Annotated in this window: 12 protein-coding genes; 8 read left to right on the top strand and 4 right to left on the bottom strand. The window is 65.5% G+C overall.

Annotation, left to right across the window (positions count from 1 at the left end; genetic code table 11):
* The first annotated feature begins 335 nt into the window (after positions 1–335).
* The 8 genes from KDG50_03030 (at position 336) to KDG50_02995 (ending at position 6,424) form a co-directional block, all read left to right on the top strand.
* A complete protein-coding gene (locus tag KDG50_03030; protein MCB1864375.1) occupies positions 336–1,325 on the top strand; it encodes an RnfABCDGE type electron transport complex subunit D in 990 nt (329 codons plus the stop codon).
* Complete coding sequence (locus KDG50_03025) at positions 1,297–1,956, top strand: RnfABCDGE type electron transport complex subunit G (GenBank protein MCB1864374.1); 660 nt, start codon at positions 1,297–1,299, stop codon at positions 1,954–1,956. The genes KDG50_03030 and KDG50_03025 overlap by 29 nt, the downstream gene beginning before the upstream one ends.
* Before the next feature lie 11 nt (positions 1,957–1,967).
* On the top strand, positions 1,968–2,627 hold the full coding sequence (locus KDG50_03020; protein ID MCB1864373.1) for an electron transport complex subunit E: 660 nt from the start codon (positions 1,968–1,970) through the stop codon (positions 2,625–2,627).
* Positions 2,624–3,292 (top strand): endonuclease III, encoded by a 669-nt coding sequence (nth, locus tag KDG50_03015; protein ID MCB1864372.1) that lies wholly within the window; start codon positions 2,624–2,626, stop codon positions 3,290–3,292. The genes KDG50_03020 and nth overlap by 4 nt, the downstream gene beginning before the upstream one ends.
* Positions 3,293–3,505: 213 nt before the next feature.
* The gene (locus KDG50_03010; GenBank protein MCB1864371.1) at positions 3,506–3,961 is read left to right on the top strand and encodes a hypothetical protein; all 456 of its coding nucleotides are present in this window, start codon (positions 3,506–3,508) and stop codon (positions 3,959–3,961) included.
* A 14-nt stretch (positions 3,962–3,975) separates the two neighbouring features.
* Positions 3,976–4,833: a DUF692 domain-containing protein gene (locus KDG50_03005; protein ID MCB1864370.1), complete on the top strand. Its 858-nt coding sequence runs from the start codon at positions 3,976–3,978 to the stop codon at positions 4,831–4,833.
* Positions 4,826–5,593: a putative DNA-binding domain-containing protein gene (locus tag KDG50_03000; GenBank protein MCB1864369.1), complete on the top strand. Its 768-nt coding sequence runs from the start codon at positions 4,826–4,828 to the stop codon at positions 5,591–5,593. The genes KDG50_03005 and KDG50_03000 overlap by 8 nt, the downstream gene beginning before the upstream one ends.
* A 228-nt stretch (positions 5,594–5,821) precedes the next feature.
* Entirely contained in the window at positions 5,822–6,424 is a 603-nt protein-coding gene (locus tag KDG50_02995) for a DoxX family membrane protein (protein MCB1864368.1), read from the top strand.
* A 63-nt stretch (positions 6,425–6,487) separates the two neighbouring features.
* On the opposite strand, the gene KDG50_02990 is transcribed toward KDG50_02995, so the two are convergent.
* Genes KDG50_02990 through KDG50_02975 form a run of 4 tightly spaced genes read right to left on the bottom strand, consistent with a single transcriptional unit; the run spans position 6,488 to position 11,852 of the window.
* A complete protein-coding gene (locus KDG50_02990; protein ID MCB1864367.1) occupies positions 6,488–7,303 on the bottom strand; it encodes a capsular biosynthesis protein in 816 nt (271 codons plus the stop codon).
* Positions 7,296–8,762 carry an O-antigen ligase family protein gene (locus KDG50_02985; protein MCB1864366.1) on the bottom strand — a complete coding sequence of 489 codons (1,467 nt, stop codon included), beginning with the start codon at positions 8,760–8,762 and terminating at the stop codon, positions 7,296–7,298. The genes KDG50_02990 and KDG50_02985 overlap by 8 nt, the downstream gene beginning before the upstream one ends.
* Positions 8,759–10,075, bottom strand: coding sequence for a hypothetical protein (locus KDG50_02980; GenBank protein MCB1864365.1), 1,317 nt, complete (start codon positions 10,073–10,075; stop codon positions 8,759–8,761). The genes KDG50_02985 and KDG50_02980 overlap by 4 nt, the downstream gene beginning before the upstream one ends.
* Positions 10,068–11,852 carry a DnaJ domain-containing protein gene (locus tag KDG50_02975; protein ID MCB1864364.1) on the bottom strand — a complete coding sequence of 595 codons (1,785 nt, stop codon included), beginning with the start codon at positions 11,850–11,852 and terminating at the stop codon, positions 10,068–10,070. Before KDG50_02975 ends, KDG50_02980 begins: the two co-directional genes overlap by 8 nt.
* Positions 11,853–11,857: the final 5 nt, after the last annotated feature.

The raw sequence follows: 11,857 nt of genomic DNA, 5'->3' as shown, positions 1-11,857 counted from the left end.
GCGCCCTGCAGATCGTTGAAAAAGGTCCGTCCCTGATCCTTTCAACCTCGCGGCCGAAAAGCGCGGTTTTCGGCTGCTCACGAAAATCAACCACATGATCGGTTGATGGTCGGGCGAGACGGTCCCGTCTCACGTGAGTTGAATCCTTGCAGAAGCCGGGGGCGGTTACAAGCAACGGTCGACCGCACCGGCACCGTCAGCAGAACCCGAACGCCTGAAACCTGGCAGGTTGTCGAAAACAGGATTTCAACCGCCTGTCAGGGCGAATCGATTTTGCGCAAAGCGTGTATGCTTTGCCGCGCCAAGCGCGGTGTCCGTCGCGCGCGATCGTGGTCATGCCCGAGCCAATCCTTCCCGAGCAACGCAACACCGTCACACGGCTGATGGCCTGGGTGCTGGCGGCGCTGCTGCCCGGCACGCTGGCGATGCAGCTGATCTTCGGCGTCGGAGTGTGGCTGAACATCGGGCTGGCCGTGGTGTCGGCCGTCGTCGTGGAGGCCACCGCTTTGATCCTGCGCGGCCGGCCGCTGGGCCGTGCGCTCGGCGATCTCAGTGCGGTCGTCACCGGCTGGCTGATCGCGCTGTGCCTGCCCCCGCTGGCGCCCTGGTGGCTGCCGGTCACGGCGGCAGCACTCGCCGTGGCATTCGGCAAGCACCTGTACGGCGGACTCGGCCGCAACCCGTTCAACCCGGCAATGGTCGGCTACTGCGCCGTGCTGATTGCATTTCCGGCCGAGATCGCCGCCTGGCCGGCGGCCAGTTCAACGCCGGCGGATTTCGCAACCAGCTTGCAGGCGGTGTTCGGCACGGCGCACCTCGATGCGGTCAGCGGCGCGACGCCGCTCGATCATCTGCGCACCGGGCTGACCCGCGGGCTGGAGATGCCCGCGCTCGCGGCAGGTCCGATGTGGGGTCACCTCGGCGCGGTCGGCTGGGAGTGGATCAGCTGCGGCTTTCTACTCGGCGGCCTGGTGCTGGCCCTGCGCGGGATCATCGGCTGGCGGATCTCGCTGACGGTGCTGGCAGGACTGCTGATCCCGGCCACCATCGCCTGGCTTGTTGCGCCCGCGCACTATGCGACACCGTGGATCCATGCGCTGAGCGGCGCAACGCTGCTCGGTGCGTTCTTCATCGCGACCGATCCGGTCACCGCCGCAACCACCAAGCGCGGGCAGCTCATGTATGGCGCCGGGATCGGACTGATCACCTGGATCATCCGTGCCTACGGCGGCTACCCCGACGGCTTCGCATTCGCCGTGCTGCTGATGAACACGGCCGCACCGCTGATCGACCGCTATGCGGGAGCCCGGGAGCGCCGTGGCTGACGCCGGGCCGATCCGCGCGGGACTGCGTGCCGGCGGCTGGCTCGCGCTGATCGCGGCCATCACGGCCGCGGTGGTCGTCACGACCCATGACCGCGCAAGCCCGCAGATCGAACTCAATCGCCAGCAGCGGCTGATCGAACGACTCGCGGAACTGCTGCCGGCCGAGTCCATCGGGGCCGATCCGCTCGCGCAGGCGCTGGAGATCGACCGCCCCAGCGGCACCCACACCCGCATTCTGCGGGCCTACCGCGGCAGCCGTGACGGCGCGGTCGACGGCGTGGTGTTCGAAGTCGAGAGCGCGAACGGCTACAGCGGCACCATCCGGCTGCTGGTCGGCGTCGACCCGGATGGCGCCGCGCTTGGCGCGCGCGTCGTCGAGCACCGCGAGACGCCGGGACTGGGCGATGCCATCGAAACCCGCCGCGGCGACTGGATCCACCAGTTCGACGGCAGCAGTCTTGCGCAGCCCACGGCTGAACATTGGCAGGTCAAACGCGACGGCGGCGAGTTCGACGCGATCACCAGCGCAACCATCACCTCGCGTGCCGTGGTCGGGGCCGTGCATGACGCGTTGCTATACTTTCGCGACCATCGCAACCAGTTGCTCGCGGCACCCGAAGCGCGCCCGTGAAGACGCCCACACTGCACGAGGTCGCATTCAACGGCCTGTGGAAGAACAACCAGGCGCTGGTCGCGCTGCTGGGCCTGTGCCCGCTGCTCGCGGTCACCAACACCGCAATCAACGGTCTCGGGCTCGGGCTTGCGACACTGCTGGTGCTGCTCGCCTCCAACGTCACGATCTCGGCCGTGCGTCACTGGCTGCACAGCGAGATTCGCCTGCCTGCCTTCGTACTCATCATCGCCGGTTTCGTCACCAGCACCGACATCGCGCTGGCGGCCTGGCTGCCCGGCCTGCATGAAGCGCTCGGCATCTTCGTGCCGCTCATCGTCACCAATTGCACCATCCTCGCCCGCGCCGAGGCGTTCGCCAGCCGTCAGCCCGTGCTGCACTCGGCCGTGGATGCGTTGGCGATCGGCGGCGGCTTTCTGCTGGTCCTGTTCGTGCTCGGCGCGCTGCGGGAAGTGATCGGCACCGGCAGCGTGTTGGCCGGCGCGGACCTGCTGTTCGGGGCCGGCGCGGCGGACTGGTCCGTGCGCCTGACCGATCGCGGCTTCCTGCTTGCGATCCTGCCGCCCGGCGCGTTCGTCGGACTCGGCCTGCTGATCGCCGCAAAAAATCTGCTGGATGCCCGCAGGCAACGTCGACACAGCGTCCACGTTCCACTGCCGCAGCGCGCTTGAACCCGGTCAGTCGACGGGCGTTTTTCGAACGCCTGCGCGAAGCGAATCCGCACCCGACGACCGAACTCGTCTATTCCACGCCGTTCGAGCTCTTGGTCGCCGTCATGCTCTCGGCGCAGGCGACCGATGTCAGCGTCAACAAGGCGACCCGGGGCCTGTTCCAACTCGCCAACACACCGTCCGCGATGCTCCGGCTTGGCGAGGAGCGAGTGCGCGAGGCGATCCGCACGATCGGCCTGTTCAACACTAAAGCGCGCAACATCATCCGTGCCTGCGCAATCATCGAATCCGAGCACGGCGGCGAGATCCCGCGCCAGCGGCATGCGCTGGAAGCCCTGCCCGGCGTCGGCCGCAAGACCGCCAACGTCGTGCTCAATACCGCGTTTGGCGAACCGACCATCGCGGTCGACACCCACATTTTTCGTGTGGCGAATCGCACCGGCCTCGCACCGGGCAAGACACCGCTGGCGGTCGAGCAGCGGCTGCTGAAAGTCGTGCCAATGGAATTTCGCCAGGACGCGCATCACTGGCTGATCCTGCACGGACGCTATGTCTGCACGGCACGCAAACCGCGCTGCGAGGACTGTGTCGTAGGCGAATTCTGTGATTTTGTCCGCACAAAGGCGCGAAACAAGGCCGTGCAGACGCGCCCAGCACCGGCCTGAAGCCAGGTTCGGCACCGGGGCATGATGGAATTCCCGTGGAGTTCACGAATCGTCACAGAACGCTGCAACGTTTTCCGGTGACCGCCGGTCTATTCTCCCGTTAGCGCCTGGTGCGCTATCGTAGCGCCGGGTCGCTGGAGGGCATTCAGCTCAGCGCCACCCCCCGCATAACAAGCGATTCTGTTCGTATCCCTATCCCGATGGAGTTTCATCATGGCTCACAAGAAAGTTCTCAACCCGCTTGCCGCCGCCATTGGTTCGGCGGTCGTCGCCGGTCTGTGTAGCACCGCGATCGCGAATGCAGCCGAAAACCCATTCGGCCTGAGCGCGCTCGACGGCGGCTATATGCAGGTCGCCGAAGGCAAGTGCGGCCAGGGCAAGTGCGGCGGCGCCAAGCCGGCCGAAAGCAAATGCGGCGCAGGCAAGTGCGGTGGTGCGAAGCCGGCCGAGGGCAAGTGCGGTGAGGGCAAGTGCGGCGGCGCCAAGAAGACCGAAGGCAAATGCGGTGAAGGCAAGTGCGGTGGTGCCAAACCGGCCGAAGGCAAGTGCGGTGAAGGCAAGTGCGGCGGCGCCAAGAAGACCGAAGGCAAATGCGGTGAAGGCAAGTGCGGTGGCGCCAAGCCGGCCGAAGGCAAATGCGGTCAGGGCAAGTGCGGCGGCCAGAAGTAATCCGCCTGCACACCATGAACCGTTCTGACTACCCCGTTCATGGTGCCGGTCTCGGCCTGCGGCGCGAATTCATGACGCCGCTGGCCGAGACCTTTCCCGCGCAGATCGGCTTTCTCGAAGTCGCGCCGGAGAACTGGATCGGCATCGGCGGCGCGCTGGGCCGGGCGTTCCGGCGCATGACCGAGCGGCATCCGTTCGTCTGCCACGGGCTGTCGCTGTCGATCGGCGGGCCCGCGCCGCTCGACGAAGGCTTCGTTCGGCAGGTCGGCGCGTTTCTCGACCAGCACGGCATCCGCTACTACAGCGAACATCTGAGCTATTGCAGCGACGACGGGCATCTGTACGACCTGCTGCCGATTCCGTTCACTGAAGAGGCTGTACAACACGTCGCCGGACGCATCCGGCGGGTACAGGACATCCTCGGCCGGCGCATCGCGATGGAAAACGTGTCGTACTACGCAGCGCCCGGGCGCGAACTGTCCGAAATCGAATTCGTCAACGCAGTGCTTGCGGAGGCCGACTGCGACCTGCTGCTCGACGTCAACAACATTTACGTCAACAGCATCAATCACGGCTACGACGCCGAGGCGTTCCTGAACGCCCTGCCCGGCGAGCGCATCGCCTACGCGCATATCGCCGGCCACTTCGAGGAGGCCGAGGATCTGCGTGTGGACACGCACGGCGACGATGTCGTGGAGCCGGTCTGGAAGCTGTTGGACAAGGCCTACGCGCGCTTCGGCGCGTTTCCGACGCTGCTCGAACGCGACTTCAACATTCCGCCGCTGGCCGAACTGCTGGGCGAGGTCGACCGCATCCGGTCGGCACAGTCGCGCGCGAACGTGGCGCTTGAACAGCGACAGGCCCGTGGCTGACGCAGACGCCGTCGGATTCATTGCGACGCAATATGCGTTCACCGCGCATATTCGCGAACCGTCGGTTCACGAACGTCCGGAAGAAGTCGAAGAACGCCGCATGGCGATCTATCGGGATCTGCTCTACAACAACGTGCAGAGTTTCCTGGCGTCGGGATTTCCGGTACTGCGGGCGATCTCGTCCGATGCATACTGGCACGGACTGGCGCGGGATTTCTTCGCACACCACCGTTCCCATACACCGTACTTTTCGGAGATCGGCCGGGAGTTCATCGAGTTCGTTCAGAACGAACGCGACTCGCCGGAGGATCCAGGCTTTCTCCTCGAACTGCTGCACTACGAGCGCGTGGAACTCGAATTGATGATCGACACGCGCGATCCGCGTGCGCTCAGCGCGGACCCGAACGGCGATCTGCTCGAAGGCGTTCCCATGGCATCCCCGCTGGCGGTCGCGTTGCGCTATCAATACCCGGTGCACCGGATTGGCGTCGACCATCAGCCGGATGAACCGCCGGCCGAACCGACCGACCTGATCGTATATCGCGACCGCGCGGACGAAGTCGGATTCCTCGAAGCGAATCCCGTCACACTGAGACTTCTCGTGCTGTTGCAGGAAAATTCACACAGCACCGGCAAGGAACTGCTTGATGGTCTTGCCGCGGAACTACAACATCCGCGGCCGGAACTCGTGATCGCGCACGGCCGGGACATCCTCCAGCGTTTTCGCCATCTGGATATTCTGCTCGGCACACGCGCGTAGTCACGTCCGTCCGACGGCTGCATTCAGCCGGGCCGGCTGCAAGCATCCACATCGCCTGCCGGTCCTAACAGGTTGTTGAAGAAGGCCCATCCATGGCATTTTCAACGTCGCAACCGAAAAGCGTGGTTTTCGGTTGCTCGCGTTATCAGGCTGTCGAAATGAGAATTTCAACAGCCTGCCAAGCTAGCAAAGCCGCAGCGCACATTCGACAATAGGAGCCCGTTCCCGATGATTCGCTTGCTGAACCGATTACAAGACCTGCTCGACGCAACCCGCGCGATCGATTTTCTCGGGCCACTGGCACTGCGCGCCTATCTGGCGCCGATCTTCATCCTGGCCGGCGGCAACAAACTCGCAAACGCGGAGCATCTGGTTCCGTACTTCGAAAGCCTGGGCATACCGGCGCCACAACTCATGGTCTACGTCGCCGGTCTGACGGAACTCGTCGGCGGCTGGGCGCTGGTTGCGGGTTTTGCGGTGCGCTGGTTTGCGATACCGCTGATGATCACGATGGCGGTCGCGGCGATCACCGCACACCTCGAAAACGGCTGGCACGTGCTGCCGGAGACCGAACTCACCGTGCCCTGGGAGTGGCGCACGGACCTGATCGAGCAGGCAAACCTCCGCAAGGACGCCGCGCGTTCGCTGCTACAGGAACGAGGCAACTATGGCTGGTTGACCGCGACCGGTCCGTTCACCGTGTTGAAGAACGGTATCGAGTTCGCGGCGACCTACTTCGTCATGCTGCTGGCGCTGTTCTTCACTGGCGCGGGACGCTTTTTCAGCCTCGACTACTGGATCAGGCGCGCTTTTCGCCGGACCACGACCTGAATCGCACATCGGCTGCCCGCGATTGCGTCGGCGCAGCCGACCCGCGCCGCCCGCAGGCGTGATTCAGCCGCCAAACCAGCGGCGGAACAGCCCGCCGCGAGCGGCCCTGGCCCGGGATCGCTCCTGCGCATCCGGCGTCAGCCCGGGCGGCGCTGGCAGCGTGTCCGGCGCGGCGTTCCTGAGCACCGCCAATGGCCGGTCCACGACCATGCGCCTGGCTTCCTCCGCACCGACGAACGCACTTGCGGCGTGTTCGCCCTCGGCGAGCAGCGGCGGGCGCGAGCGCGTGTTGTGTGCATCGGTCGCCAGCACGTGCACCAGGCCTTCGTCGAGCATGCGTTCGGCCCAGTAACGCGGCCGGCGCCCGAAACGCCCGGTCACGGCACCGGCGGTGACCTGCATCCACACGCCGTCGTGCGCCAGGGCCACGAATTTTTCGTAGTGGTCCTCGATCCAGCTCAAGCGTTCGGGGTGCGTGATCAACGGCACGTATCCGGCGGCGCGAACGTTCGACACCGCCATTTCAAAGCGCGGCGGTGCGACGTGGTGCGGCGGCTCGAGCAGCAGGTAGCGCGTAGCGTTCAGCGACGGGATTCGGCCAGTCCGTAGTCCGTCGACAACCTCGGGCACCAGATGCGTGTCCGCGCCGACGGTGAGTTTGAGCGGGTTTCCCGCCGCCCTGAGCGCATCGTGCAACGCGGCGATTGCATTGCGAATCCCTTCAGCATTGTTGTCATACAGCCCGGGGTAGATGTGCGGGGTGCAGGCAACAATCTCGATTCCGTCGTCAGTGGCAATGCGCGCCATCGCAAGCGCGGTTTCCAGATCGCGTGCCCCGTCGTCGATGCCCGGCAGCAGATGGCAGTGCAGATCAATCATCGCTGAACGGATTCGGCGCGTCGATCACGGTGATCGGCGGCGGCATCTCCCCGACTTCGGAACTGTGCGGCGTTTCGGCGGATGCCCGGCGCCCGCTGCCCGATCGCTGTCGTGCGAGCGGTGCAAAGAACACGCCGGCCAGAAAGCCGAAATACAGGGCATTGGCCGGAATCCGGAGGTTGAAGTCGACGAGTTCGTGCAACATCAGGAGCAGCAGCCCGATCCCGGCACCGACCTGCATGGCATGCAGCCTGCCCCACTTGGGTTCGCGAAAGAACCTTCGCCAGCTGAGCAGGTACAGGAACAGACCCAGAACGATCAGGATCACAGCCGCAAGCCCGGTCTCGAACACCCATTCCAGATAGCCATTGTGTGCGTGACTCACAAACTGCGCCAGGTTTGTCGGCTGAAACTGCAGAAACACCTCGCCGAAACTCCCCGGGCCGCTGCCGAGCGGAAACATCGCCAGGATTCCGTCCAGCGCGCCCGAGTACATCGTCCAGCGAGTCTCGGCCACATCGTCGCCGACCGCGAAGCGCTGCAACACCGGAACCAGCCCGATCACCGCGGCGAGTGAAACTGCAATCAGGCTGATCGCGCCGAACCACCCGGCAGCTCCGCCGCCGCCAATGCGGCGGGAAAAAACCACGCTGCTTACCAGAACGCCGATCATCCCCAGCGCCACACCGGCACGCGATCTGGAAAACACCAGTGCCAGCAACACAACAATGGTCAGAAGCAAAAGGCCGAGCGCCTGATTGTTCGTGATGATCCGAACCACGCCACGACGACGGTAGTCATGCCCACTACCAAATGCGACCAGGCTCATGCCGAGCAGAATGGGCAGACCCATTTCCAGCAGCCCGGCGAAATGGTTGCGGTTGACGTAGGTGCCGCTGCTGACGTGAAAGCCGGCTCCGAACACCAGCGCCGAGCCCAAGCCGAGGCGTGCCTGCAACAACCCAAGCAGCCCCTGCAGGCAGACCATCGCCACGAACACCCAGACTGCTTGCCTGCGCTCGCGCTCCCCCAGCGCAAACACGGCCAACATCGCGGCGATCGGGGGCAGCACTGCCAGTCCGGCGGCGAGCGAATGCGCTGGAACAAGCGCAATCGCGCGTGCCGACTCCACGCCAGCAGCGCTGAGGCCGTCGGCATAAAGCTCGCGCCCCGGCAGGGCCGCCCACCATTCAAACGGTATCTCGACCAGGTACAGAAACGGCAGGCCGACCATCGCCGCGGCGAGCACAAGCAGCGATCGCGGGACACCATGCAAACGCCCAGGCGTCCACAGCACCAGAACCAGCGTCAGCAGCGCAAGCAGTTCCAGCGCCAGCAGCGGTAACGGCCGGTTTCCACCCTTGATCAGCGGTGCAAACACCAGCATTGCCAGCAGCAAAACGAAAAAAAGCCCGCGCGTACTGCGCCGGCGGTGTGCGTATTGAGACCCCGTTTTCATCGTTTTGCCTTGCGGGCGGTCGCTTGCTTGCTTTCAAGCACAGTGCGGGTGCCTGCGTCTGGCGCGATGTTCATGTCATCGAACCATGCCTCACCACGCACCGCGGCCTGCGTGACATCGTCACCGACCGCGCGCATGACAATCTTCTGTGCCGCACAATCGTGCGGGGGCACCGTGATCTCGAACTGGAACCATTTCCAGTCATGTGTGCCGAGGAATCGCTCGCTGCTGCCAAGCAGCCGGTCGGACCCCAGCGCGCAGCGCAACTCCCAGGCCAATCCACGAAATGCTTCCAGGGAGTCCAGCCGTACGCGTCCCGAGATGCGATAGTGACCGGCCGGCAGCAACAGGCGCTGCCAGACGCCCTCAAACCAGTTCCGATGACCCCGAAACACGACGTGCAAGGCCGTCGAATCGCTGCCGACGGTACGCGCGAACTCGCTGACGGCCGCGCGAGATTCTTCGAGTTGCCAACCGAATCCCGGCAGCGGGCGCAGATCGAATCCGCCATCGAACAGCAGCGCGAGCTGCGCCTCGGCTGCCGGCTCCAGTCCGGCGAGCCACAAAAGGTAGGCATCGCCCCAGCGCTGCTCGGCGATCAACCGATCGACCATCGCCGCACGAATCCCGGAATCGGGTTGTCCGGACAGATCGAAGATTGCACGTGCATCGTCCACACTGCGGGCCTTGCTCATTGCCTCGCGGGCGAATTCCGTCCACCAGCCCGGCCGACCCTGTTCGTCAACCATTGCGGCAAGCACCGCCCGGCCACCGGCATCGTTGGCAAGCCGGATGAGTACCGGAAACAGCTCGGTTTTCAGACTCGGGCGGCGCTCCAGCGCGGCACTCCATTCGTTGACAGCGGCGACCACCTCGCCTTTGCCAAGCCAATAGTCCGCCGCATCGAGACGCCCGACCCAGTTCGCGGCACCGATTCGACTCGCCAGGCGCACGACCCGGTCGGCCTGCTGTGCGTCGGAAAAGACACCGGGCTGGCGTGCAAGCACCAGCAGGGCATTGCTTTGCGCGGGATCCGATCTGAGCGCCTGCCGCAGGCCATCAACCAGGTTCGCTCCGGTACCGGTATCGTCACCGCTGGTTGCGGAAACGGCGAGCGCGGCGATGCGCGCACCAGCATCGTGTGGATTCCAGCGCAGGGCTTCGCCCGCGCGTGCGGGCTCCGACTCGATCGTCTGCGCCAGGTGATCGCCGATGCCCAGGTGCACCGCGAACCAGGCACCGACGCCGGCCAGCCCCAGCAGTAGCACACGTCGAATCCAGACCAGCGGTGCGATAGAGGCGTGCTCAGCCACCGTGTTCATGATCCAGCTGTGCAATGAGCAGCCGCCCGTCGCGATCCTCGAACCGCACCCGCAGAAAACCGACGACCCGCCGCGGCTGACCCGAATCGCGCGTGCGTAACTGGACATCCAGCCAGCCACTGGCGTGCACCGCATCGTTTGCGCGCCGCCAGTTCATGCGATGCAGTTGCAGATGACGGTCGATCGTCGACACAAACACGCTCGCGTAGTCTTCGCGGATGGCCGCCAGACCATTGCGGCCATTGCTCTGTGCATCATGCGCAAACAGCGCCATGAAACGCTCCAGGTCACCGGCCTCATAGGCGGAAATGAACGTGGAAAAGATGCCGCCCAGCGCATTGCCGATGTCCTGCACCGGTTGGGCTCGGCCGGTGTTTCGGGGCGGCGCCGGCCGACTGGTCTGCATGCGCGGCGGCTCGTCATCCTTCGCGAGCGCCGCGTGCATTTCGGCGGGCGCCGAGGGTATCGGGTCGGCTGCGACCTGCGGTGGCACCGTGGGCTGCACGACCGGTGAAGCGTCTGCATCCGCAGACGCAACATCGACCTGCGCTCCGTGCATGGGCTCGGGCGCGCCGGGAATCTGTGCCATCCCGTCGGATGACTCCTGAGCGACGACCGCGGGCATGGGCTCGTCCGCGGGTGCCGGGCTCCGGTCTGCCGGCCGGGCGGCAACCGGTGCCGGGTGCGCCCGCGGCGGTTGCGTGAGGCCGGGTTCGGACTCGATTCGGGATGCCGCAGCCACAGTCTCCCGATCCGGCGTTCTCTCGATCACTGCCGCAGGCCCCGCGGCACGGGGCACGCGCGGCGAACGGCCGACGTCGCCGGCCAGCTTCGCGTCCGGCTTCCGCTCAGGCGCCGGGTTTGGCGGCACCGCAGCAGCCGCCGGCTCCGGAGTCGCGGCCGCAGCCGCAGGCGCCGTTTCGCCCGGCGCCCCACCCACGCTGTCGGCGGCGATCAGTTGCCGTCCGCTTGCACGCCACTGCTCGCGCAGACCGTCAGCAAGCGCACCGCTCTCCGCCGGGGCCAGGGAACGGCTGACCAACGCACTGGCCGCTTGCAGCGCAGCGGGCGCCTCGACGGCATTCGCCGCGAGCCGGATGGTCTCGTGTTCGCGTCCGCCCGCGAGCCAGACGACGACGCCGATGGCGAAAACCATCATCGCCAGCACCGGAACCAGGCGCGGAAACCGCGCGAGCAGGCCGGTACTCGCGATACGGTCCAACAGTTCCTCACGTTCGGGAATTCGCGCACGCGGCTCCGGCCGCACACGTTGCATCTCGGGCCGGCCGGGTCGCACACCAGCGGTAGGTGATGTGCGCGAATGAATCCGCCCGCTGTCATAGGCACGACGCTGCTGGGCGTTGCGCAGTACGCTGTAGGCCTCGTTCAGCCGCGCGGCGTACACGGCGTCCCAGTCTGCACCGTCGACATCGCGATCCGGATGAAAGAGCCGGATCAATTGCCGATAACGTGCCTGGATCTCCTCATGGCTGGCGGAGTCCGCGAGCCCCAGCGTGCGATAGTGATCGGTCGCGGCGGCGAAGAACACCTGTTTGACAAAAAAACGCGCAGCCTCGGTCAGTTCTTCAACGCTGACGCCAAGTCGCACGGCCTCACCGCGCACGAAATCGACATCCCGCACCCGTTCGTTGGCCACCCGAACGATGGCATCCAGATCGTCCGGCAGAGGCGAGGTGGGATCGGACAACCCCGGAAAGCGCAGCGGCGCCCGGTAGAAGTCCAGCGCAAGGCGCAGACTGTCCGCCATCTGCG

The sequence above is a fragment of the Chromatiales bacterium genome (genome assembly GCA_020445605.1).
Taxonomy (GTDB): Bacteria; Pseudomonadota; Gammaproteobacteria; order JAGRGH01; family JAGRGH01; genus JAGRGH01.
The sequence above is the reverse complement of the archived record's forward strand: the minus strand, read 5'-3'. Positions and strand labels throughout refer to the sequence as shown.